A 24,558-nucleotide genomic window follows, 5' to 3' on the forward strand; every position below is an offset into this window, starting at 1 on the left:
GTATCGCATCAGAACGTCAACCTCACGCCACCCTTCATGGTCCAGTTGTATTCCTCATACTGGTAGATGTTACGACGACCACCGAGCTGGTTGTACGCGAAGTACTTTGCGTCGTTGATGTTCACCCATTCGTAGAACAGCTGGATCCTGTCATTGAAGCGGTACTTCGCGGAAAGATCGAGCTGGAAGTGATCGTCGACGAACCGGTCGAGGTCGGGCTCGCTGCCGAGCTCGTCGAGATACTTGTCGCGGTAGGTGCCCGAAAGACGGATGTCGATCGGCCCCTTGTCATAGCCGATCGAGACATTGCCTGTGTGCCGGCTCGTCGTCGGTAGGGCGATTTCGCGCGGGCCTTCGGCGGCGACCAGCGTGACGGTCCCGGACGCGTCGGTGAAGGTGTAGTTCGCGCGAAGGACGAACCCGTCCAGCATCCCGGTGAAGGCTTGCGCCGCACCGATCTCCACGCCGAAAATGTCGGCTTCGTCACCGTTGAACCAGATCGTCGCCTCGTCGAATGCGACCCCGCGGAAGCTTCCGTTGAACGGCGCGTCGTCTGCTTCGAACACGGTTTCGACGAAGAAGTTCTCGATGTCCTTGTAGAACAGCGAGGCATACAGCGCGCCATTGTCGTTCGTGTAATATTCGATAGCTGCATCGATATTCCACGCTTCCGCCGGCATCAGGCCAGGGTTCCCGAATTCGCCTTCGCGTTCGCCATCGTCGGCTTCTTCCACCGCGACACGCGGCGCCTGCTGGAAAGGGCCGGGTCGCACGATGGACCGGTATCCGGCCGCCCGCAGGATGACGTTCGGTGAAGCTTCGACGCGGACATTGAGGCTCGGCAGCCAGTGATCGTAATCCTTGTCGATCGCGATGGGCGTCACGATGACCGTCTCTTCGTCAGCAATCCCCCCGCCGGGAAGCGTTCCGTCTTCTTCCACCAGAAGGACATCGTTCCCGCGCAACGTGTTCGATGTGTCTTCATATCGCAGGCCCCCGATAACGGTCAGCGTCGAACTGTCCCAGCGGCCCAGAAGATACCCCGCCAGAATATCCTCCTCGACGACGAAATCCTCGACATTGCTATCGAAGAGGCTGTCGATTTCCTGCAGCTCGAAATCGTCGAAATTCGCATTGAAGAAGTCACGGGTTTCGGTGAAGCCGGGCACGGGGGCGATGTCCCCGATGCGATAGGTCGGACCGGTACCCAGCGCGTCCGCCAGGGTAAAACCGTCGTTTTCGTAGAATTCGACCGTACCGTTGAAGCTCTTCTCGCGCCAGCGGCCCTTCGCCCCGGCCTGCACGGTGAACTCCCCGCCATCGGTCGCGAAGCGACGCCCGACGTCGAAGCGCGCCGAGTACTCCTCGTCCTGCGAATCCGAAAGTGCGACGAACTCGATGTCGTTCAGTTCGTAAGCCTCCGGCGCAAAGAAATCGCCTGTCGGGTCGGCTATGACCGAATAAGAGGGGAAGCGCGGATCGGTCAGATCGACACCGATCTGAATACCTTCGGCCTCGAATTCCCGCTCGAAGCTTGCCGGATCGATGCTGCCGTCTTCCCGTTCGCTCGATTTCGCCCAGCTGGCGGAATACTCTGCGAACCAGTCGCCCCAGTCGCTCTCGCCGCCGGCCACGAGGCTGCGGATCTTCTGGCTTTCGAAGCGGTCCTTGACGTCGCGCTCTATGACGATCGCCTCGTCGTCCTCGTAGATGAGTGAGTCCGCGGTTCCCGAGACGGCGGCATCGCCGAAATCGAAGATCAGCCGGCGCCGGTATTCCTGATCGTCGAACTGGCTATATATGCCCCGGACATACAATTCGGTGAAATTGCCCGCCCGGAAGTCCAGGCCAAGCGTGGCGCTGATGCGCTCGCGCTCCACGTCGTAATCGCGGAATTCGAGATCTTCGGCATAGACGAGGCCATCGTCGATTTCCCAGCCGTCGGCTTCGATATTGTCCGTCTCGAAGGTGCGATTGTAATAGGAGACCCCGCCCGAGACTCCGACATTGTCTGTCAGGCGATAGGCGAAATCGACACTGCCTTTCGGGCTGATTTCGTTGGCGAAATCGTTGTAGCTGCCTTCGAGCTTTACGCTCAGCAGATCGTCGCGGCGGTCGAAAGCACTGGTGGTCTCGATTTCGATGGACGCACCGACCGTATCGGCATCCATGTCCGGCGTGAGCGACTTCTTCACCTCGATCGATTCGATGATGTCGCTGGATACCACGTCGAGCGCTACCGCGCGGATGTCGCTTTCCGGGGAGGGCAGCCGGACGCCGTTGAGCGAGGTCGCGTTAAGGCTCGGATCGAGCCCGCGGACCGACACGAAGCGGCCCTCCCCCTGATCGTTGAGGACATTGATCCCGGGCAACCGACGCAGGCTTTCCGCCACGTTCTGGTCCGGAAACTGCCCGATTGCATCGCGCGTCAGCACGTCGGACACGACATCGCTTTCCCGCTTGCGCGAAAGCGCGCTGGAAAGGTTGGCCGCCTGGCCGACGACGAGGATTTCGTATCCGTTGTTACCCGAAAGGGCGAGGTCGAGGCGCACCGACCCGGTCGCAGGAACGGCGACGGTGCGGCGCAGGGTCTCTGCGCCGACATAGCGGACTTCAACCGTATATTGCCCCTCTGGCACGTCGGCGAAGATGAAGGAGCCGGTGCGGTCGGTCGCGACAGACCGGTCGAGCTCGACGATCCGGACCTCTGCCGCGCGAAGGGCGATCCGGCCCGATCCATCGACCACTTCGCCCGTGATCTCGCCCGCGAGCGCCATGCCCGGCATGCACATTGCGAGTGCGAGTGCGCCGGCCTGCAGCCTGAACCTGTTCTTCATCGAATTGCCCTCCTGAGTCAGGAGGGCCGTTAGTCGCGCGCTGTGACCGAATGACTGCGTTTCCCTGACAGGATTACGACAATCGACAGGCTTTTGGTGACAGTCCTGTCACACTCCATTGGGCGTCGTTGGACCGGGCCTAGCCGCCCGCATGATAGAAATCGTGGACTTTGCGAGCCACCGCTTCGCTGATGCCGGGCGCCCGGCGCAGATCTTCCAGGGCTGCCGCGCGAACCTTTCCGGCGGTGCCGAAATGAAGCAGCAAGGCCCGCTTTCGGGTCGGACCGATGCCCGGTATCTCGTCGAGCGGACTGGCACTGATTGCCCGGCTCCGCTTCGCCCGGTGGGCCCCGATGGCAAAGCGATGCACTTCGTCGCGCAGGTTCTGCAGGTGGAACAGCACGGGTGAATTGACCGGCAGCGTTTTCTCGCGCCCGTCGGGGAAGTGGAAAACCTCCCGGCCTTCCCGCCCATGGTGCGGGCCCTTCGCAATCGCGATGAGCGGCACGTCCTCGATGCCCAATTCCTCGAGCGTGTCGCGGACAGAAGACATCTGGCCCTTGCCGCCGTCGATCAGGACCAGGTCGGGCCATACACCGGCCTTCTCACGGTCCGGATCGTCCTTCATCGCACGCGCGAACCGTCGCTGCATGACCTCGCGCATCATCCCGAAATCGTCGTTGGTCTGCGCGGTCTTGATATTGAACTTGCGGTACTGGCTTTTCTCGAACCCCTCGGGGCTGGCGACTACCATCGCGCCGACCGCTTTCGACCCCTGGATATGGCTGTTGTCGTAGATTTCGATGCGCTGCGGAATATCCTCGAGTTCAAGGAACTCGGCCAGCTCGCGCAGTATCTTCGTCTTGGTTCCGGTTTCGGCCAGCCGGCGGTCCAGCGCCTCTCTGGCGTTGCGGCTGGCCTGTTCCATCAGCCGCCGCCTGTCGCCACGCTGGGGGATCGAGATCGCGACCTTCACGCCCGCGCTTTCGCACAGGGCAGCTTCCAGCAGGTCCTGCTCCGGGAGTTCGCGGTCCACCAATATGGTCTTGGGCGGCGGGACTTCCTCGTAAAATTGCATCAGCACATCGGCGAGAACCTGGTCCTCTTCCACGTCCTGGGTGTGCGTCGGGAAGAACGCCCGGTGGCCCCAGTTCTGGCCACCGCGGACGAAAAAGGCCTGGACACCGATCTGGCCGCCCTTCGCAGCCAGAGCGAACACATCGGCATCGCCGACACCGTTGGCATTGATTGCCTGACTGCCCTGGATGAAGGTCGCGGCGCGCAGCCGGTCGCGAAGGATCGCGGCAGTCTCGAAATCGAGGTCTTCGGCCGCCCGCGCCATCTGGCGTTCCAGATCCTGCTGCACTGCGCTCGACCTGCCGCCGAGGAAATCCTTCGCCTGGCGGACCAGCTCGGCGTAGCCGTCCTCGTCGATGCGGCCGACGCAGGGCGCACTGCATCGCTTGATCTGGTAGAGGAGGCACGGACGGTCGCGGCGGCTGAAGAAGCTGTCGGTGCAACTGCGCAGGAGGAACAGCTTCTGCAGGGCATTGATGGTCGTGTTGACGCTGCCTGCGCTGGCGAAGGGTCCGTAATAATTGCCCTTCGCCCGGCGTGCGCCGCGGTGCTTCATGATGCGCGGAAAGTCGTGCCCGTCGCGCAGAAGGATGAAGGGGAAACTCTTGTCGTCCCGCAGCAGCACGTTGAACGGCGGCCGGTAGCGCTTGATGAGCTGCGCCTCCAGCAGCAGGGCTTCTGCCTCGCTGTTGGTGGTGACGATTTCCATTCGGCGCGTTTGGCTGACCATACGCTTCAACCGGTTGGAGAGGCCCGGCAATTGCGTGTAGTTCGGAACGCGAGACTTCAGGCTGCGCGCCTTGCCGACATACAGCACATCCCCGCGCGCATCGAGCATCCGGTACACGCCAGGCACCGGTTTCAGTGTCCGCGCCGTTTCGCGGATGGCGTTCACACCAGCATCAATATCCGGTTGCGCGCGGGCGACCGTGTAGGAGGCCCTTTCCTCGTTGAATCGCTCGGCCCCGCGGGGGTTATGGGGTGTTCCGGCGGAAGTTCGGCTCATGTCGGCAGAGATAGGATGGCTGGCCGCAGTCCGCAAAGCGCAATCGGGCCCTCGAGGCGCTCATTCGAAACAGATCGTAGCGGATCTGTGTTCGGGAATATCGATCCACATGGCTCGATTTTCGTCCCCGCACCGGCACAACGACTTCTCCAGCCGGCATTCGCTTCCGGTCGCAAGTTCGACTGCAAGCATTTGTGGAACTCGCGCCCAGTAAATAAGCTTGTGGATAACTCTCGCTTAAGCAATCCTGTCGACAATCGGCAATCGATTCGACGCGTGGTTGGGGACGGCGAAATGGAAGAAGCGGGCTGGACCGAAACCGCGCGAAATGAAGGCGATCGGTACGAAAACGGCGAGTGCCCGTCCCGCGTTCTCGACGCTATTTCGCAACGCGGCCGGCCGGACGCCGACATTATCGTGTTCGCGAACGAGAAGGGTGGCGTGGGCAAGTCGACCCTCGCCTTTCACACCGCCGTCCGGCTCGCCGAAGAAGGACGCAAGGTCCTCACGATCGATCTCGATTATCGCCAGAAAAGCATGTCTTCCGCGATAGCCGCTCGTTCGGGAACGGCCAGTTGCCTTGGCGCGGAACTTGCGATCCCGCGGCACTGTGTGATCGACAAACCGAGCGGCAGCCTCCTTCTGCAGGAAATGTTCCGGCTTGGCGGCCAATGCGATGCGATCGTCATCGATTGTCCGGGCAGCGACAGCGGTCTGGCGCGCCGCGCCATCGCCCTTGCTACGACGCTGGTCACGCCGATCAACGCGTCGCATTTCGACTGCGACGTGCTGGCACATTTCCACGCCGCCTCTGGGCGGCTCGAAGGGCCGGGCGCTTTCGGACAGACCGTGCTCGACCTGCGGGCCGAACAGAAGCAGCGCGGACAAAGGCTCGCCGACTGGATCGTCGTGAAGAATCGCGTGCGAACCCTTGAAAAGGCGCAGATTGCAAGGATCGACGATCAACTGGCGCGCCTAGCAGACCGGTTCGGGCTGCGGACCGGCGAAGGCCTGAGGGAGGGCATCGCCTACCGGGAACTGCTCCCTTACGGTCTGCTGCGGAGCGACCTGAAAAGGATCGCCGAACTCGACCAGTTCAGTACCCGCGACAACGGAGAGCTGGACGAATTCATCGCCACTCTCGCCCTTCCCGACCGCTCCGGGATGACCGAAACGCCCAGCTCCTTTCCCTCGCGCTCGCGAACGCTTCGCAGCACGCGGGAGCGTTATGCACAATCGCTTCGCGCGAGCGTCGCCGGGAAGCTCGCGGTCGCCTGAGCTTATCGCTCGCTGTGTCAGAACCGCTTGCGGATTTCCGCGCTGAGGTAACGTCCCGTCGGATCAATCCTGAGCGGATCGTAGGCATCGGGCGTGATCCCGTTCCCGTCCACGACGGACCGGCGCGCATCGAAGATGTTGTCGACACCCAGGGAGACACGAAGGCCGTCCAGCCAGCCGTCCTCCTGCTTCAACGCCTCGCCAAGATCGGCGAACAGGCGCAGGTCGAACGTGGCAAGGTCACCGAAGAAGAGGTCCGAACTGCCGCCGGTACCGAAGCCCTGAAGTGTCGCCTCGCCTATGTAATTGCCGGAGAGGCGGAAGCCGTAGCCCTGCCAGAACAGGCCGCCCTCCAGCCGGGCGGAGTGCCGCGGGATCGCCCCGCCGCCGATCACCTGCCCGTCGAGCTGGTCGAAGACCGGGCCGTTCTCGGCCAGCGTCACTTCGCTTTCCAACTGGATCGAATGGTTGAGGCTGATGAAATAGCGCGGCCGGGGATCGCGGTCGCCGCGGCCGAACGGAAGGCTCGGAGCACCACTGCCACCACCGCGTCCCTGCCCGCGATTGCCGGCTTCGCCCGAACCGGACGCAGCCTGCTCGCCGCCGCCCTCACACACCCGCGCCTTGAGTTGCGCCAGACGTTCCTGGTCGATTTCGCCGTTCTCGTTGCGCAGCCTTTCGAGCACGCGCGGCGGAAGGGCATCTATGTTCACCGGGTCGACGCACAAGGCCCCGCGGATCGCAGCGAAACGATCGAGACCCTGCTGGGCCTCCTCACCACAGAACCGCTCGCGCGCTTCGGCAATCTTCTGCGGATCCGGATTGCCGTTCTCGTCCAGCAGGCGCGCGCGGAACTGTTCGGGGATGCCGGACAGATCGGGAACCTGGTCTTCGGGCGTTGCGCAGAACGTCTGGCGAATGGCCTGCATGCGCTGCGGATCGAAGCGGCCCGCGCCTTGCTGCGAACCCTGATTGCCGGTGGCTTCGGCAGGAGGTGTCGCCGCCTGACCGCCGCCCATGCCACCGCGCCGGCCCCCGCGACCACCGCGACCTTCGCTGTCTGCGGGTGCGGGACCGATCTGTCCGCGTGCGTTGATGCCGAAGCTCAAGCTGCGTCCACGCGTTTCGAACAGAGTTACCGGGCGCCGGTCGATGGCAAGAAGGTCGCCGGCCGCGTTGCGGGTGACGCGATCGGGAAAGGCGTCTTCGAACGCGGATGTGAAAGCCGGGGACGACAGGGTGACATCGTCCGACCGGTTGACGGTGTAATTCATCTGGAACCGTGCCCCGTCAAGGAACGGCAGTTCCCAGTTGAGGCCGAGCAGCCAGTCGCTCTGCGTCTCCGCCTCGAGGTTCGGATTGCCGCCCGAGATCACATCCACCAGCGCGTTCTCTCCGGTGGTGAAATCGAACACCGGAACGTTGAAGTCGGTGACGACGGGCGCACCCAGCGCGCTGAGGCCGGGCGCGCTCTGCCTCCACACACGGGTGGCCGTCAGATCGAGACCGTCCAGAGGCGACCAGGTCGCGCCGATCGAGTAATCCGCCAGCAGGCCGAAGTCCGAGATATCCTCGAAGCCGCCGGCAAGGTTTATGCTCAGATCGCCGATGGCACCCCAGTGACCGTCCCGCTCCGCAAGCGGAACCGCCACGTTGACACCGCCATCGAACTGGCGCCGGACGAGCGAGGTGCTGGTCGAGGACCGCGTGTCCTCGCCCTTGATCTTCTGCCAATTGAGCCCGAGGTCGAAGGTTGTCGAGACATCGCCGGCCGGCAGGAAGATCGGCGTCCCGCCGAGCGTATATTTGTTGTCCAGAGTGTAGGTTTCGCTTCGCGACGTGTCGAAGCCGGCCGCGCTCTCGCGGTCGATTTCCGTAATCGAGCCGACGCGGTTCATGTCCAGCGTGGCGGTGAAGTTGAAGTCGCCGACCGGCTGGTTGTACGATCCGCCCAGCGCCTGCGTATCGGTTTCGCGGCGCCGCTCCAGCGGATCGAGCGTGCCCGTTCGCAGTCCGGAAAGACTGGTGCTCTGTTCGTATTCGCCAGCCGCGGTCAGGCTTATGTTCGACGCATTCTCGACGAACCCCCGCGCGTAATTGACCGTCCCTTCCAGTTGCATGCTGTCCGCGATGAGACTGCGGAAAGGCTCCTCACCCGGCGCGCCGATCGTTACGAGGCCACGCTCCGCTTCGGTGAGGAGGCTCGTATCGGATGCCTCGAGGTTGACGTTGATGCGCGCACCGCCGTCACCGATGTCGAGGTAGTTCACTTCCTGCTCGTTGCGCGAAAAACCGCCGCGATCAGGTTGTTCGTATTCGACCTCCGCGGTGATCTGCGAGAAATCATCCTTGAGGATGATGTTCACCACGCGGCGCGTCGGCGGGAAGCCGAAACGCTGGGCAACTTCTTCCGGGAACACCTCGAGACGCGCGATCGCCTCGGGGGGATAGCGGAAGAATTCGCGGAAGCTCGAAACCCGGATGCCGTTGATCAGGAATACCGGGCGCCCGCCGCCGCCGCGCCCGCTGGTCGTGCCGGTCGCAGGTTCGATGGCCGCCAGCAGATCCTCGATCGAGCCCGCGCCGAAAGCGGCGATATCGTCTTCGTTCAGTTCCAGAACCGGTGCTTGTTCGACATTCAGCTGCCCGCGAACGCGGCTGGCCGTCACGACGATTTCGTATTCGCCCGGATCGACGTCCTCTTCCACTTCCGGATCGGCCTGCTCGCTCGGCGGAGGGTCTGCCTGCGCCATATCCTGGGCGTGCGCGAGGGATGGCGAAAGGAGGGCGAGCATCGAAGCGCCGGCCAGAAAGGGCATAGTTTTCATAGGTCGGCGCATCTCTTTGGGTTGGGCCTGCAAAGCAAGCAACGGATCGTATCAAGATGTCGCAAGCATCGACGAACGGCTTCAACACCATGCAAGCACGGCGCTTCCCTTTTGTTCCGCCCGCCGCTATGGGCGCGTCCAGTTTTTGCAACGACAACGGAATACGACGACGCATGGCCAAAGAAGAACTCCTCGAAATGCGCGGGCGTGTGGTCGAGCTACTGCCGAACGCGATGTTCCGGGTGGAGCTCGAAAACGGCCATGAAGTGCTCGGTCACACTGCCGGCAAGATGCGCAAGAACCGCATCCGCGTCCTCGTCGGCGACGAGGTTCTGTGCGAACTCACGCCCTACGACCTGACCAAGGCGCGGATCACCTATCGCTTCATGCCCGGTCGCGGCGGCCCCGGTCAGGGTCCGGGCCCGCAATAATCCGGCGGCGGAATTGTCCGCACCTTCCCTGATCCTCGCATCGGCCAGCCCCCGGCGCACAGAGCTGCTTGCCCGTCTCGGTCTCGAACCCGACGCGATCGAGCCTGCCGATATCGACGAGACGCCACTGAAAGGCGAACTGCCCCGCGATTACGCAATCCGGATGGCCCGCGAAAAGGCGGCCGCCATCGCGTCTGCCGCTTCGCACGTCCTCGCAGGCGATACGGTCGTTGCGGCCGGGCGCAGGATCCTGCCCAAGGCCGAGGATGCGCAGACCGCGCTCCGGTGTCTCGAGCTGCTGTCGGGGCGGCGACATCGGGTTCTGTCGGCGATCGCCCTTCGTTCGCCCGATGGACGCTTGCGCGAACGGCTGAGCGAGACCGTGGTCGCATTCAAGCGCTTTTCCCGCGAGGAAATCGACGCCTACCTCGCGACCGGCGAGTGGGAAGGCAAGGCAGGGGGCTACGCCATACAGGGCCGCGCGGAGGGGCTGATCGCCTGGATCCGGGGAAGTCATTCCGGGGTCGTCGGATTGCCGCTGTTCGAGACCCGGGCGCTTTTGAAGGCAGCAGGGTTTCCCATTGGTTGAGTGGTTCGTCGAAGAGGGGATCGGCGAGGATCGCGCCATCCGCCTGTCCGGTGACCGTATCGTCGCGGCGCATTGCGAGCCGCACGGACGGCTGCGTGTCGGCGCGCGTCTTGCGACCACGCTTTTTCAACGCATCCGGGGCAGCGCACGGGGCCTTGCGCGAACGCAGGGCGGGTCCGTAATCCAGGTCGACAGGCTGCCCCGTTCCGTGACGGAGGGCGCGCAGATGACGGTCGAGATCGTCCGGCAGCCGATTTTCGAAGCCGGCAGGACGAAGCCTGCCGCAGGACGCTTTACCGAGTGCGAGCCCGCCGGGGCGTCAAGTCTGGCGGAAATGCTGGGGTCGGACGTCGAAAGCGCGGTTCGGGTAGTCCATCGCTTTCCCGCGGGCGACTGGGACGAATTGATGGCGGAGGCCTTCGGCGTGACGTTGCCGTTTGCCGGTGGGGAGCTTCACCTGACGCCGGCTGCGGCCATGACGCTGGTCGACATCGACGGAGGACTGCCGCCTCGCGAGCTGGCGATGGCTGCGATCGAGCCGGTCGCGGATGCCCTTCGCCGCTTCGATATCGGCGGGTCGATCGGCATCGATTTCCCGACCCTCGACACGAAAACGGGACGCAGGGATGTCAATGATGCGCTTGATCGGGCGCTCGCCGACTGGCCGCACGAACGCACGGCGATGAACGGGTTCGGCTTCGTCCAGATCGTCGCCCGTCTCGAACGTCCCTCGCTCCTGCACCGCGCCCGGTACCGCACGCGCGAGACGGCCCTGCGCTGGCTGATGCGAAAGGCGGAGCAGGTCGAAGCGCCGGGCCCGCTCCTGCTCGTATCGCCCTTCGAAACCGCCGACGCCACGATCGAGGGATGGACCGGAGAGCTGGCGCGGCGGACCGGCCGGCGGGTGCGCTGGCAGCGCGACCCTTCCCTCGCCCCGGAAGGCTCCTATGTTCAGGCCATCCCATGACGACGCGAAACAAGCCCTGCCCCATCTGCAAGAAACCGCGCACCGAGGAGTTCGCGCCCTTCTGCTCGGCCCGGTGCCGCGACCGGGACCTGGCGAGCTGGTTCAACGACAGCTACGCCGTTCCGGGCCGTCCTGCCCTGCCCGACGAGCTGTCCGGCGACAGCTCTTCGCAGGAGGACTGAAACAGACCCCTTGCCAAGCGGCGCGCGCTTCGCCATAGGCGCGCTTCACTCGCTCGCCGGCTCGCATTCGCGATCCGTCGCCGCAGCGATGCCCGGGTAGCTCAGTGGTAGAGCAGACGACTGAAAATCGTCGTGTCGGTGGTTCGACTCCGCCCCTGGGCACCACTGCATTGCTGGCCCCGCCTTTCGGCGCTAAGGCCGCTGCTTTGAGCATCCGGTCGAAAGAGCCCCTCCCATGTCCCGTCGTCGCCAGATTTACGAAGGCAAGGCCAAGATCCTTTACGAAGGACCCGAGCCGGGCACCATCATCCAGTACTTCAAGGACGATGCGACTGCCTTCAACGCGGAAAAGCGCGGCACGATCAACGGCAAGGGCGTGATCAACAACCGCATTAGCGAGTTCGTGTTCACCCGCCTGTCCCATATCGGGGTGCCCACCCACTTCATCCGCCGCCTCAACATGCGCGAACAGCTGGTCCGCCAGGTCGAGATCATCCCGATCGAAGTCGTGGTCCGCAACGTCGCCGCCGGATCGATCTGCAAGAGGCTGGGCCTGGAAGAAGGCGAGCCGCTACCGCACACGCTGATCGAATATTACTACAAGGATGACGGGCTCGGCGATCCGATGGTCGCGGAAGAGCATATCGCCTGCTTCAACTGGGCCGGGCCGGAGGAGATGCAGGACATTTCCAGCATGGCGATCCGCATCAACGATTTCCTCGTTGGCATGTTCGCGGCGATCGACATCCGGTTGGTGGACTTCAAGCTCGAGTTCGGGCGCATCTTCGACGGCGATTTCAGCCGCGTCATTTTGGCCGACGAGATCAGCCCGGACGGCTGCCGCCTGTGGGACATGAAAACGGGCGAAAAGCTGGACAAGGACCGCTTCCGCCGCGATCTGGGCGGAGAGGAAGAAGCCTACCAGGAAGTCGCCCGCCGCCTCGGCCTGCTCGAGGGCGAGAACAACGGCCCCGGCGAAGTCTTCGACCTCAACGCCCACCGCGGCAAACTGCGCGGACAACCCAAGCCCAAGAAGTAAAACAACCGGCTAGGGTTGTTGCGAGTTCAGGATGGGGTTGCCATAGGCAACATCCATGAAATCCGTTCTTTACGCTCCACTCGTCCTTTCCATTGCTCTTGCCTCGCCGCTTGCCTCGCAGGAAGTCCAGACACCGGTCGAGGCGACCGACGCGGTGGCCGCTTCGGCCCAGAACTGGAATCCGGCCGACTGGGACCTCGAGGACAGCGAGTTCACGCCGGAGGCCGGCTGGGTCTTCGGCAAGCTCGACAACGGGATGCGCTACATCATCCGGCGCAACAACCGGCCCGAGGGCACGGCGCTGGTCCGGATGGAATTCACGGCCGCGGCGCTGGACGAGGAAGACGACGAGCGCGGCTACGCCCACTATGTCGAGCACATGGCCTTCAACGGGTCCACCAACGTGCCCGAAGGCGAGATGATCAAGCTGCTGGAGCGCAAGGGCCTCGCCTTCGGTGCCGATACCAATGCGTCCACAGGCTTCGAATACACCCAGTACAAGCTCGACCTGCCGCGCGCGGACGAGGACTTGCTCGACACGTCGCTCATGCTGATGCGCGAGACGGCGAGCGAGCTCTTGTTCGACGAAGAGGCCGTCCAGCGGGAAAAGGGCGTCATCCTGTCGGAGCGCCGCGTGCGCAACACCTATGCGCTGCAGAACCTGGTCGACAGCCTCGAGTTTTCCTACCCGGACGCACGGATTGCCGAGCGACTGCCGATCGGGACGGTCGAGACGATCGAGGCCGCCAACGCGGAAAAGCTGCGCGCCTACTGGAAACGCGAATACGTCCCTGCCTCCACCGTTCTGGTCGTGGTCGGCGATTTCGATCCCGCCATGGTCGAAGCCAAGATCAGGGAGCGGTTCGGCGACTGGGAAGCGACCGCGTCCCCCGATCAGCCCAGCGCAGGCCCGGTCGATCCGGGCTATAGCGGTGCGACGGACATCTACCTCGACCCGGCCCTGACCGAGACGGTCACGCTGTCGCGCAACTTCCCCTACGAGGACCGGGCCGATACGCTTGCCGAGCGCCGGAAAAACCTCCTTCGCGGGATCGGCACAGACATCGTCAGCCGGCGGCTCAACCGGCTGGTCCGGAGCGAGGATCCGCCCTTCCAGGGCATGAACTTCTCCAATTCCGAATTCTTCGAAGCGGGCCGGACCCTCACGCTGGCCGTCGCCACCGAAGAAGGCGGCTGGCGCCGCGGACTGGAAACCGCGATGGACGAATATCGCCGCGCGCTGCTGTTCGGCGTGAGCGAGGCGGAAATCGCGGAGCAGGTCGCCAACCGGCGCACAGCGCTCGAAGCGACGCTGGCCAATGCCGGCACGCGCAGCAATGCCAATTTCCTGGGCGATGCCTTCGCCATTGCGCGGGGCGACTACGTGCCCGATTCGCCGGCGAACGACCTCGCCCGTTTCGAGGCCGCCGTGGCGGACATCACGACCGAGGCCGTGCTCGCCGCCATGCGCGAGGACTACAAGGAGTTCGAAGATCCGCTGATCCGCTTCACCGGCAAGACCGTGCCCGAAGGCGGTGCCGAGGCACTGCGTGCGGCAGTGAACAGCGCGATGGCCCGCGCGGTCCAGCCACCCGAAATGACCGAGATGGGCGAATTCGCCTACACCGATTTCGGCCCGGCGGGCGAGGTTGTTTCGGACATGCGCACCGAGGAACTCGACATCCGGACCCTGCGGTTCGCGAACGGGGTGCGGCTCAACCTGAAGCCGACCGACCTGTCCGACGACCGCGTTTCCGTGCGGATCAATGTCGACGGCGGATCGCTGCTCAACACGAGAGACAATCCGCTTGCGGTCGAATTGTCCGGCCTGCTGGTGTCCGGGGGCCTTGGCGAACACAGCCGCGACGATCTCGACACCATCCTTGCCGGCCGGTCGGTCGGCGGATCCTTCGGTGCGGGATCGGAGACCTTCATCAGTTCGCAGACCACGACGACGCGCGATCTCGAACTGCAATTGCAGCTGATGGCGGCCTATGTCAGCGATCCGGGCTATCGTCCGGAAGGCCTGGGGCCGTGGCGCAACGGGCTGGACGATTTCTTCGCCCGCATCGGCCGTACGCCCGGATCGGCCTTTGCCGAGGGTATCGGGCCGATCCTGTCCGACAACGACCCGCGCTTCACTCGCCAGCCGATCGAGGCTTACAAGGCGCTCGACTTCGCCGGGCTTGACGCGAACATTTCCGACCGGCTCGAAACCGGCGCGATCGAGATCGCGATCGTCGGTGATTTCGAGGAAGATGACGCGATCCGCTACGTGGCGCAGACCTTCGGGGCGCTGCCGCAGCGCGAAGAGGATTTCCGCGCCTACGAAGACCGGCGCCAGCGCGCCTTCACCGACGACCGCCGGCGCTACACGCTGACCCACGAGGGCGAGCCCGACCAAGCGATCATCCAGCTGGTCTGGCCGACCACCGACGATGACGACTGGCAGCGCACGTCCGAGCTGGAAATGCTGTCCGGCGTCGCCCGCCTGCTGCTGCTGGACAAGTTGCGCGAAGAGCTGGGCCAGACCTATTCGCCGTCCGCTTCGGCCAGCCAGTCCAACGTCTATGACGATTACGGGACCTTCAGCATGGGGGCGGCCGTCGATGTCGGCGATCTCGACGCCACTTACGAGGCGATGGTCGAAGTGGTCGAGGCGCTGCGTTCAGGGAGCGTGGACGAGGACCTGCTGCAGCGCGCGCGCCAGCCGATCCTGGAAAGCCTCGACAACCGCCTGAAGAACAATGGCGGCTGGATGGTCCTGGTCGACCGGGCCCAGTCGCGCAGCGAGGACATCGAACGGTATCTGACCGCCAAGGACCGCTACAGCGCAATCACGCCGGAGCAGGTGCGGGCGCTGGCGGTCGAATACCTGACCCCGGCGCAGGCGGTGGAAATCCGCGTCGTCCCGTCCGAGGAAGCGATGGCAAAGGCTCAGGCGGGTGCGGACGTCGGGGGATAGGCCGCGCGCCAGCGGCCCACAGGCAAACATCCGCACGGGTTGGCGCGTATCGGCGCGCTCGCTATAGGAGCGCGCCAGATTGCCTTCGCCCAGCCCATCCTGCGGGAGCCACCGATGAAAGTTCATGTCCACGTCTCCCTCAAGCCCGGCGTGCTCGATCCCCAGGGTCGGGCGATCCACCACGCGCTGGAAGGTCTGGGCTTCGAAGGCGTGGAGGATGTGCGCGCGGGCCGGCTGATCGCGCTCGACGTGGCCGACGACACCTCAGACGAGACGCTGGACGAGATGTGCCGCAAGCTGCTCGCCAACATGGTGATCGAGAACTACCGCATCGAGAAGGTCGCACCGTGACTCTGCGCGCGGCCGTCGTCACCTTTCCGGGATCGAACTGCGACCGGGACATGGTCGTGGCGATCGAGCGGCTGGGCGGGACGAGAGTGGAGAACGTCTGGCATGGCGAGACCGCCCTGCCCGACCGGCTCGACCTGATCGCCCTGCCCGGCGGATTTTCCTACGGCGACTACCTGCGTTCCGGCGCGATGGCCGCCCGCAGCCCGATCATGGCGGCCGTGATGCGCGAAGCGGAGCGCGGCGTGCCGGTGCTGGGGGTCTGCAACGGCTTCCAAGTGCTGACCGAATGCGGCCTGTTGCCGGGCGCGCTGATGCGCAACGCGGGCCAGCGTTTCCTCTGTCACACCGTGCCCCTGCGCGTAGAAAGCCGGACCGGGCCTTTCCTGTCCGGCTTCGAAACGGACGAAACGATCCATATTCCGGTCGCGCATCACGACGGTAACTACTTCGCCGACGATGCGACGCTGGACCGGCTGGAAGGCGAAGGGCGCGTGGCCTTACGCTACCTGGAAAACCGCAACGGGTCGCAGCGCGACATTGCGGGCATCGTCAGCGAGAATGGCAATGTGCTGGGCATGATGCCGCATCCCGAGCGTGCCGTCGACGCGGCGCATGGCGGCACCGATGGCAGCCGCATTTTCCGGAACGTGATCGAAAGCTTGGCGAACGCCTGACGCGCGTCAGGCGCTGATCCTTTCGCGCGGGCGGCGCGGCTGGCGGAATATGTCCTGCACATCGTCGGCGGCCATCGGCCTGCCGAAATAATAGCCCTGGATCTTGGTGCAGCCCATGGTGCGGACCATTTCCGCCTCCTCCGCATCCTCGACCCCTTCGGCTGTCGTGCTCATACCGAGGCTGTCCGCCATCGCGACCACGGCCCGGATGATGGCAATGCTTTCCGCGCTTTTCTGCGCCGCGCCCTGAACGAAGGTCCGGTCCACCTTGATGGTCGAGAAACTGAGCTTGCGCAGGTATCCGAGCGAGGAATAGCCGGTCCCGAAATCGTCCAGCGCGACCGTGCAGCCCAGATCCATGACCTGCTGCAAGGCAGTGCTCGCGATGTCGGCATCGCGCAGAAAGATGCTCTCGGTCACTTCGATTTCCAGGCGATGTGCCTGCAGTCCGCTGGCGGAGAGCGCGCGCACGACGGTGGTCGTGAAGTCGGGTTCGATCAGCTGCTCGGCGGAGACGTTGACGGCGACCCGCACGTGCGGCGGCCACTTGACTGCTTCGCGGCAGGCTTCCTCCAGCACCCAAGTGCCGATGGGCACGATGAGGCGGGTATCCTCGGCCAGCGGGATGAACTTGCCGGGGCTGACGAAGCCGTGGTCGCGGCTGTTCCAGCGCACCAGCGCCTCGAAGCTGACAAGCTGTTCGTTGTTCGCGTCGACCACCGGCTGGTAATTGAGGACCAGTTCCTCCTTCGCGATCGCATGGCGCAGCGACGCCTCGAGCTGCCTGCGTTCCTCGGCATGCTTGTGCAGGGTCGGCTCGTATTGGAAATGCGCGCCGCCGCCATCGTCCTTGGCGCGATAGAGCGCGAGGTCGGCATTGCGCATCAGTTCTTCCACGGTCTTGCCGTCACGCGGTCCGATGGCGGACCCGACGCTGGCGCCGACATAGAGCGTGTGATTGTCGATGTCGTAGGGCTGCGACAGGCGCGAGATCATGCTGCGCGCCAGCTTGTCGACGACCTGCCGGTCCGACGCGTCGCGGATGACGATCGCGAACTCGTCTCCGCCCAGACGCCCGCAGATGGCATTCTCGTCCATCAGATCCTTCAGCCGCTCCGATACCTCCGCCAGCATCTGGTCGCCCACCATGTGACCGAGCGAATCGTTGACCGCCTTGAAACGGTCGAGGTCGAGCATCAGGAAAGCGCAGCGCGTGCGCCATTTCTCGGAGAATTTCAGCGCATCGCGCAGCGCCTCGTTCAGCATGAGCCTGTTGGGCAGGCCGGTCAGCGTGTCGTACCGCGCGAGGTAGGCGATCTTCTCGTTCGACTTGCGCTGCTCCGTCACGTCCGACCCGACCCCGCGGAAACCCGCATAGGCGCCGTAATCGTCGTGGATCGGCGTGCCGGACAGTTCCCACCAGCGTTCCTCCCCATTGATGACGACGAGGACGATCAGGTTGGAGAAGTTCTCGCGCGACTTGATCCGCTCGGCCAGGTCGCGAAGCGTCGGGGAGAATTCACCCGATTCCCAGCTCTCGCCCGCGATCTGCTGCAGGAAGGGCTGCCCCTCGACCTGTTCCGGCAAGCGCCCGAGCGCATAGGCGAAACGCGGCGAGACGGAACGGATGCGGCGCGACACGTCGATCTGCCACAGCCAGTCCGCCTGGTTTTCCTCGAATTCGCGCAGGAGCATGGAGACGACTTCCTCCTGCTCGGCCACGCCGACGCGCGCGAGGTGCGCGACCATGAAGGTACGACCGTGCTTCAGCGCCCCTACGGTCACGATGCTCGCGAATGTCAGGAAGAGAAGCGCGATGTCGAAACGCTGGAGATAAACGGCGCAACCCGTCCCCACGAGGCCGGTCAGGCTCGCAAACACGATCGTCGAAAGCGGGGCGAAGGGCTGGAAAAGCGCCGCTGCCACCATGAGGCAGGCCACGATACCCCACACGAGCGCAAGGTCGCTCGCCGAACCCATGATGCTGATGGCGATGATCGGCATGCACCAGACGAACGACGTGACAATCATGGTGCTCAGTTGCCGCCGGACGTCCGATCTTTCGACCGACCGGAACTCGATTTCGCCCAGCTTCTTCGTGTTGCGAAGGCCGAACGCGATCGCGGCGACCAGCAGGACGGACCATACGCCAATCAGCAGCGGACCGGTGATCTTGAAACACGCCCAGGCGGTGAGAACCGCGCCGAGCGCCTGGAGCAGGATGCGAAGCAGACCCGACTTGGCGAACTGCTGGTACTGCATCGTCCGCAGCGACGATTCGTCCCCGGACTTGGGCGCCGAGAATCCCAGCACCATAGCCCGTGGAAGCCGCTCGACTTCGCTCGCCTGTTTTGGGTTGGTCCCGCTCACGGGATTTCCGATAAGCGCGATTGGTTAGGAGTGAGTAAAGCCTGTCGGAAATTTCATAACAATTTCAGGATGGTTTATAATCGCTTACTCGACTGTCACCGACTTGGCGAGATTGCGTGGCTGGTCCACGTCGGTGCCCTTCGCGACCGCCACGTGATAGGCCAGCAATTGCACCGGAACGGCATAGACGAGCGGCGCGATCAGCGGGTGTACCTTGGGCATGCAGATCGTCGCCATGCAGTCCCGGCCCGCACTGCGCAGGCCTTCCTCGTCCGAGATCAGCACGACCTTTCCGCCCCGCGCGCGCACTTCTTCCATGTTGGACACGGTCTTCTCGAACAGCGGACCGGACGGCGCGAGGACCACCACCGGCACGTCCTCATCTATCAGCGCAATCGGACCGTGCTTCATCTCTCCGCTGGCGTAGCCTTCGGCATGGATATAGCTGATTTCCTTCAGTTTCAGCGCGCCTTCCAAGGCGAGCGGGAAATCCGGGCCGCGGCCCAGGTAAAGGACGTCGCGCGCCGGTGCGATGAGGTGCGCCATGGCGGCGATGTCCTCGTCATGGTCCAGCGCCGCGTTGAGGCAGGCCGGCGCCTCCAGCAGGTGGCGAACCACCTCCTGTTCTTCCGATCGGGACATCTTGCCCTTCACCACGGCGAAATGCGCGGCGAGCGCAGCCAGGACCGCCAGCTGGCACGTGAAGGCCTTGGTCGATGCGACACCGATTTCAGGTCCGGCATGGGTCGGAAGCAACAGGTCCGCCTCACGCGCCATCGTGCTGGTGGGCACGTTGACCACCACGGCGATCGTCTGACCTTCCGCCTTGCAGTGGCGCAGCGCGGCGAGCGTATCGGCCGTCTCCCCACTTTGAGAGATGAATAGCGCCAGCCCGCCTTCCTCCAGCACGGGATCGCGATACCGGAACTCGCTCGCGACATCGAGGTCCACCGGGACCCGCGCGAACTGTTCGAACCAATATTTCGCGACCATCGCGGCATAGTACGACGTGCCGCATGCGACCATCGTCACCCGGCGAATGGCGGAAAGGTCGAAATCGAGCTGCGGCAGGGCGACGGTCTCGTCCGCCTGCCGGACGTAACTCGCCAGCGTCTGTGCGACGACCGTCGGCTGCTCGAAAATCTCTTTCTGCATGAAGTGGCGGTAATTGCCCTTCTCGACCGCGGCGGCCGAAGCGCCGGACGTGGTCACCTCGCGCTCTGCCGGATTTCCGTCCGCATCGTAGATCGTGGCGGACGTGCGCTCGATAGCGACCCAGTCGCCTTCCTCCAGATAGCAGATGTCCTGCGTCAGCGGCGCCAGCGCGAGAGCATCGGAACCGAGATACATCTCCCCCTCCCCGTAACCGACGACAAGCGGGGAACCGAGGCGCGCCCCGATGAGTAGCCCGGGATGGTCGCGAAACGCGATGGCCAGCGCGAAGGCGCCCCGCAGGCGCGGCAGGACGGCACGCACGGCATCGTGCGGCGATGCACCGTTCTCGATCTCGCGCGACACGAGATGGACCACGACCTCGCTGTCGGTCTCGCTTTCGAGCCGGCGGCCTTCGCCTTCCAGTTCCTCGCGCAATTCGCGGAAATTCTCGATGATCCCGTTATGGACCAACGCAACCCGGTCGGTGGCGTGCGGGTGGGCGTTGTTCGCGGTCGGGGCACCGTGGGTGGCCCAGCGGGTGTGGGCTATCCCGATCTCGCCAGGCGCACCGGACCGTTCCAGTTCCGCGACGAGGTTCGAAAGCTTGCCCTGCGCGCGCCGCCGGATCAGTTGCCCGTCATCTATCGTGCACACGCCAGCGCTGTCGTATCCCCGGTATTCCATGCGCTTCAGGCCGTCGACCAGACGGTCCGCGACCTGCGTTTTTCCGACGATACCAATAATTCCGCACATTCGATCAGTCCCGCTTCTGGGTTGGAAGGGCGGCCCATGGGCGCCCGGTAATGAGAATTTCGTGTAGCGATGCCGGATCAGGTTGCAACGCGCACCTTCGGCACCCGGCGTCCCGACCGCCAGAGATAGAGGCCGGCGCCGATAATAATCGCCGCGCCGCCCAGCGTGCCGAGATCCGGCACGTCCCCGAACCACCACCATCCCAGCGCACTGGCGATGAGCAATTGCACATACGTCATCGGCGCCACGCTCGATGCGCCGGCGCGTTCGGTGCCCCGGTAGATGAGCCAGTGCGCGCTGCTGGCCGTCACGGCGACGATCGCGCAACGCGCGGCGACGTCCCAGTCCAGCGGCCCGATCTCCAGCAGCGGGATGCCGCTCGCCCAGCCGGCCAGAGCCGCCAGCGCCAGGATCGGCGCCGCAACCAGGGCCACGAAGACCTGCATCGAAAGCGCGCTGCCCTCCCCGGCGACGGCCCTGTTGGTGATGACCATGCCGCTGAAGAAGGCCGCGGAGCACAGCGGCAGGCAGGCCGCCCAGCCGATCTCTGCCACATTGGGGCGAAGGACGATCACCACCCCGGCGAACGCCATGGCCGAGGCGATCCAGGTTGCCCTGCGCACCTTCTCGCCCAGCACCGGCCCGGCCAGCAGCGCCGTCAGGATCGGTGAAATGAACACAAGCGCGGTCGCGGCGGCCAGCGGAATCAGGAAGATGCTGGAGAAGAAGAACAGCGTCGCCATCGCCAGGCATGTGCCGCGCACGACCTGCAGCAGCGGCCGCCGGGGCCGGAACGCGCCGCTGCCCTCGTGGCGCCACAGCAGGACGCTCAACCCCGCTGCGCCGATCGCGAAACGCAGCGCTGCCACCGCCAGCGGCGACCATTGCCCCGCCATCGTCTTGATGACGGCATCGCCCGTCGCCAGCAGCGCAAAACCTGCCAGCGCGAACAGCAAACCTTTTGATAAATCGTCGTTCTGCATAGTGTCCGAAACGCGGTTATCGCCCCCTAGTGATGCGCCGCGCGCTTGGCCAGTCCCGCATGTCCGCCGCATCGGCCGAATGCTGCAGCAAATCTTACGCGGCGTGGTTTACGCTTCCTTAAAGCCTGCTGCGGCACAGCATCGCCAGACGCGGTCGCGAGGCGCCGTGTGCGGGGGCAAAGAACGCGAGCATGACCAAACTCATCGTCCAGATACCGTGCTTCAACGAAGCGGAGGATCTGCCCGAGACGCTGGCGCGGATACCGCGGCGCATCGACGGAATCGACACGGTGGAAATCCTCGTGATCGACGACGGGAGTTCGGATGGCACCGCCGACGTGGCCCGCCTCTGGGGCGTCCACCACATCGTCCGGCACCGCCGGAACCGCGGCCTCGCCCATGCCTTCAGGTCCGGCGTCAAGGCGGCGCTGGCACAAGATGCCGACATCATCGTCAACACCGACGCGGACGGCCAGTACGAAGGCGCCGACATCGCGCGGCTGGTCGCTCCGATCGTGGCCGGAGAGGCCGACATCGTCATCGGCGACCGCGGGGTCGCGGACAATGCCCATTTCGGCCCGGTGAAGCGCAAGCTGCAGCGACTGGGCAGCCATGTCGTGCGGCGCCTGTCGCGCACCGACATCACCGATGCCGTCAGCGGCTTTCGCGCCATGACCCGCAGCGCCGCGCAGCAAATCAACATCACGACCGATTTCAGCTACACCACCGACATGCTGATCCAGGCCGGCCGCAAGCGTCTGGCCATTGCCAGCGTGCCGGTGCGCACCAACAGGACCCTGCGCCCCTCGCGCCTGTTCACGTCGATCCCGCGCTTCATCGTCAACACCGGCATCACCATCGCCCGCGCCTACACAACCCACAACCCGATGCGGGTGTTCGTGGGAGGGGGAATGGTTCTGGCGCTCCTCGGAGCATTGCCGATCCTGCGCTTCCTGGCCTACTGGGCCGCTGGCGACGGGGACGGCCATGTCCAGTCGCTCGTTATTGGCGGCGCATTGCTGGTGCTGGGAACGCTCGTGGCGATCCTTGGTGTCCTGGCCGACCTTGTGGCCGCCAACCGACGGCTCATCGAGGCCGCGCTTAGCGAGCTGCGCGAACTGAACGACATCGTCGCGGCGCAGGAACGGGATCAGCCCCGCGACGAGCGCGCCGAGGCGCGGAGGCGACGGGCATGATCGCGAACGCCCTCTCCCCCGGGAGGGCCCTGCCGCAGGTCTGGAACGGCGAGCGGGCTCTTGCAGCGTCGCTGGTCGGGATCCTTCTTCTCCAGGCGTCCCTCGTGGCGACGCGCGCGATCAACTGGGACGAGTACTTCTATTACTCGGAGGTGTGGGCGTTTGCGCAGGAAGGCACGCTAAACCGGGCGATCCAGACCTTGCACGTGCGACTGTTCGGCTGGGTCACCTTCCTGCCTGGCGACACCGTCGACCACATACGGATCGCACGCATTTTCATGTTCGGTTGCGAGCTTGTCACGCTCGGATCGATCTTCGCGATTGCACGTCGGTTCGGATCGCGGGAGGCGGCCATCATCTGTGCTCTCGCCTACGTGTCTTTCGGTTACGTAATCCAGCACGGCTTCGCTTTTCGTACCGATCCGATCGCCACGGCGGCCCTAGCCCTGAGCCTGGCGATTTTTGCCTGCAAGGATTTGCGTGCGCGCAACCTGTTGCTCATCGCTCTGCCTGCAGCTTTCGCATTCGCCATCACCATCAAGAGCGTCCTCTGGGCGCCGGCTTTCGCGGCAATGGCATTCCGGTACTGGCAGGACGCCGACTACTCGTCGGAAAAGGCGCTCCGCATTCTGGGACTCGGACTGCTCACAGGGGCGGCTGCGTTGGTCTTGATCGTCCTGCACGGGCTGGATGTACCGGCAGTGCAGGCTTCGGATACGGGTGCCTCGGTCGGCAACGCGGCGGACAAGATGTTTTCCCTCTCCGTCAATCCTTACTGGAAATTCTTCGGAAAAGGCTTGCTGATCGGTCTCCCGACCTTTGTCATGGTTGCAGCCTCCCTGATCCTCATCGCGCGGGGATCGGTAAGCAAACCCTGGCTATTCGCATTGCTGTTGTCGCCGCTGGCATGCCTCGTCTTTTATCAGAACACCCTCCCCTACTTTTATGTTTTCATGATGGCGCCGGTGTGTGCGGGCCTGGTTCCCGCGGCGGAGTGGCTCTCGAAAAACAGGAAAGGCGTTCTGGTGGCAGTGGCGATGTTCGCAAATGCTGCGGCAGTCGTCGCCGTCGACGACAGGTCGACTCTCGCGCGGCAGAAGGAGGTGCACGCGGCTGAGCGGGCGATGTTCGAGCGTCCCGTGAAGTATTTCGATTTTCCGGACATGTTCGCGCGGCAAGACAAGGCGAACGGGTTCATGACGGCTTGGGGTCTCGACGGCTATCTCAGGTCCGGTGAGCCTTTTTTCACGAGACAGCTTCAGGAGCAGCAGGTTCCGCTCGTGGTCGAAAATGGCACGATGTGGACGTCGTTATTGCGCGAACGCGGACCTGCCCGGGAGTTCCATCCAGTCGACGCTGAGGTGCTCCGCGACACGTTCATCCATGCCTGGGGGCCCTTCTGGCTCGCCGGCTGGCAATCGGACACCCCTGCTACGATAAGATGGAAAATCCGCGTTCCCGGGGAATACGAGGTCCTCGAAGGCAAGATCGAACTCGATGGAAAGCCCTACGACACCGGCGACCGCCTCTATCTCGACCGGGGTCCCGTGACCGTTCGTTCGACAACCGTTCCGGCCAAGCTGATCTGGGCAGAAGGGGTCTCCGTTCCCGAAACGGCCGAACCGGAACTGTCGCTGTGGACCCTCTTCTGACGGACGATGATCCTGTGGCTCTGATTGTCTTCGTCACCCGGAAATGGGCCCCCGCGATGGGAGGCATGGAAACGTGGTCCCACCGGGTCGCCGACGGGCTCGCCAGGACCGGCCCGCTCGAGACAATCGCGCTGCGAGGCAGAGAGAGTGGCTTGCCCCCGCGGGCAACGGCTCTGGCACTTTTCCCATTCGTAATTCTTCGCCGGTTCCTTGAACTCGAGAAGA

17 protein-coding genes and 1 tRNA gene are annotated in these 24,558 nt (G+C 64.3%); 12 read left to right on the forward strand and 6 right to left on the reverse strand.

Features of this window, described 5'->3' with window-relative positions:
* Positions 1 to 8: 8 nt before the first annotated feature.
* Both AB1K63_RS05805 and uvrC read right to left on the reverse strand, forming a co-directional pair.
* Entirely contained in the window at positions 9 to 2,837 is a 2,829-nt protein-coding gene (locus tag AB1K63_RS05805; RefSeq protein WP_366959015.1) for a TonB-dependent receptor, read from the reverse strand.
* Between the two features lie 139 nt (positions 2,838 to 2,976).
* Positions 2,977 to 4,920, reverse strand: a complete 1,944-nt coding sequence (uvrC, locus tag AB1K63_RS05810) for an excinuclease ABC subunit UvrC (protein WP_366959016.1) — start codon at positions 4,918 to 4,920, stop codon at positions 2,977 to 2,979.
* Positions 4,921 to 5,196: 276 nt separating this feature from the next.
* Between uvrC and AB1K63_RS05815 the strand changes: the two genes are divergently transcribed.
* Positions 5,197 to 6,198 carry a division plane positioning ATPase MipZ gene (locus AB1K63_RS05815; protein WP_366959017.1) on the forward strand — a complete coding sequence of 334 codons (1,002 nt, stop codon included), beginning with the start codon at positions 5,197 to 5,199 and terminating at the stop codon, positions 6,196 to 6,198.
* 17 nt (positions 6,199 to 6,215) lie between these two features.
* On the opposite strand, the gene AB1K63_RS05820 is transcribed toward AB1K63_RS05815, so the two are convergent.
* Positions 6,216 to 9,026, reverse strand: coding sequence for a hypothetical protein (locus AB1K63_RS05820; protein ID WP_366959019.1), 2,811 nt, complete (start codon positions 9,024 to 9,026; stop codon positions 6,216 to 6,218).
* A gap of 173 nt (positions 9,027 to 9,199) precedes the next feature.
* Between AB1K63_RS05820 and infA the strand changes: the two genes are divergently transcribed.
* The 9 genes from infA (at position 9,200) to purQ (ending at position 16,224) form a co-directional block, all read left to right on the forward strand.
* Positions 9,200 to 9,457: a translation initiation factor IF-1 gene (gene infA / locus AB1K63_RS05825; RefSeq protein ID WP_006833527.1), complete on the forward strand. Its 258-nt coding sequence runs from the start codon at positions 9,200 to 9,202 to the stop codon at positions 9,455 to 9,457.
* A 13-nt stretch (positions 9,458 to 9,470) separates the two neighbouring features.
* On the forward strand, positions 9,471 to 10,046 hold the full coding sequence (locus AB1K63_RS05830; RefSeq protein WP_366959020.1) for a Maf family nucleotide pyrophosphatase: 576 nt from the start codon (positions 9,471 to 9,473) through the stop codon (positions 10,044 to 10,046).
* The gene (locus AB1K63_RS05835; RefSeq protein WP_366959021.1) at positions 10,039 to 11,013 is read left to right on the forward strand and encodes a ribonuclease; all 975 of its coding nucleotides are present in this window, start codon (positions 10,039 to 10,041) and stop codon (positions 11,011 to 11,013) included. The genes AB1K63_RS05830 and AB1K63_RS05835 overlap by 8 nt, the downstream gene beginning before the upstream one ends.
* The gene (gene yacG, locus AB1K63_RS05840; protein WP_366959022.1) at positions 11,010 to 11,195 is read left to right on the forward strand and encodes a DNA gyrase inhibitor YacG; all 186 of its coding nucleotides are present in this window, start codon (positions 11,010 to 11,012) and stop codon (positions 11,193 to 11,195) included. Before AB1K63_RS05835 ends, yacG begins: the two co-directional genes overlap by 4 nt.
* A 90-nt stretch (positions 11,196 to 11,285) precedes the next feature.
* Positions 11,286 to 11,360: transfer RNA gene (locus AB1K63_RS05845), tRNA-Phe, on the forward strand.
* Positions 11,361 to 11,430: 70 nt separating this feature from the next.
* Positions 11,431 to 12,234 (forward strand): phosphoribosylaminoimidazolesuccinocarboxamide synthase, encoded by an 804-nt coding sequence (purC, locus tag AB1K63_RS05850; RefSeq protein ID WP_366959023.1) that lies wholly within the window; start codon positions 11,431 to 11,433, stop codon positions 12,232 to 12,234.
* A 55-nt stretch (positions 12,235 to 12,289) separates the two neighbouring features.
* A complete protein-coding gene (locus AB1K63_RS05855; RefSeq protein ID WP_366959024.1) occupies positions 12,290 to 15,199 on the forward strand; it encodes an insulinase family protein in 2,910 nt (969 codons plus the stop codon).
* A gap of 114 nt (positions 15,200 to 15,313) precedes the next feature.
* Complete coding sequence (gene purS / locus AB1K63_RS05860; protein ID WP_366959025.1) at positions 15,314 to 15,550, forward strand: phosphoribosylformylglycinamidine synthase subunit PurS; 237 nt, start codon at positions 15,314 to 15,316, stop codon at positions 15,548 to 15,550.
* Between the two features lie 2 nt (positions 15,551 to 15,552).
* Positions 15,553 to 16,224 carry a phosphoribosylformylglycinamidine synthase subunit PurQ gene (purQ, locus tag AB1K63_RS05865; protein ID WP_366960652.1) on the forward strand — a complete coding sequence of 224 codons (672 nt, stop codon included), beginning with the start codon at positions 15,553 to 15,555 and terminating at the stop codon, positions 16,222 to 16,224.
* A gap of 6 nt (positions 16,225 to 16,230) precedes the next feature.
* On the opposite strand, the gene AB1K63_RS05870 is transcribed toward purQ, so the two are convergent.
* The 3 genes from AB1K63_RS05870 to AB1K63_RS05880 form a co-directional block, all read right to left on the reverse strand.
* Positions 16,231 to 18,594, reverse strand: a complete 2,364-nt coding sequence (locus AB1K63_RS05870; protein ID WP_366959026.1) for an EAL domain-containing protein — start codon at positions 18,592 to 18,594, stop codon at positions 16,231 to 16,233.
* An 84-nt stretch (positions 18,595 to 18,678) separates the two neighbouring features.
* Positions 18,679 to 20,502: a glutamine--fructose-6-phosphate transaminase (isomerizing) gene (gene glmS, locus AB1K63_RS05875; protein WP_366959027.1), complete on the reverse strand. Its 1,824-nt coding sequence runs from the start codon at positions 20,500 to 20,502 to the stop codon at positions 18,679 to 18,681.
* Between the two features lie 77 nt (positions 20,503 to 20,579).
* Entirely contained in the window at positions 20,580 to 21,485 is a 906-nt protein-coding gene (locus AB1K63_RS05880; protein WP_366959028.1) for a DMT family transporter, read from the reverse strand.
* Positions 21,486 to 21,676: 191 nt separating this feature from the next.
* Between AB1K63_RS05880 and AB1K63_RS05885 the strand changes: the two genes are divergently transcribed.
* Together AB1K63_RS05885 and AB1K63_RS05890 are read left to right on the forward strand one after the other, a co-directional pair.
* Positions 21,677 to 22,681, forward strand: coding sequence for a glycosyltransferase (locus AB1K63_RS05885; protein ID WP_366959029.1), 1,005 nt, complete (start codon positions 21,677 to 21,679; stop codon positions 22,679 to 22,681).
* Positions 22,678 to 24,333 (forward strand): hypothetical protein, encoded by a 1,656-nt coding sequence (locus AB1K63_RS05890; RefSeq protein WP_366959030.1) that lies wholly within the window; start codon positions 22,678 to 22,680, stop codon positions 24,331 to 24,333. The genes AB1K63_RS05885 and AB1K63_RS05890 overlap by 4 nt, the downstream gene beginning before the upstream one ends.
* Positions 24,334 to 24,558: the final 225 nt, after the last annotated feature.

Origin of the sequence: Qipengyuania sp. JC766 (assembly GCF_040717445.1) — a bacterium.
Lineage (GTDB): Bacteria > Pseudomonadota > Alphaproteobacteria > Sphingomonadales > Sphingomonadaceae > JC766.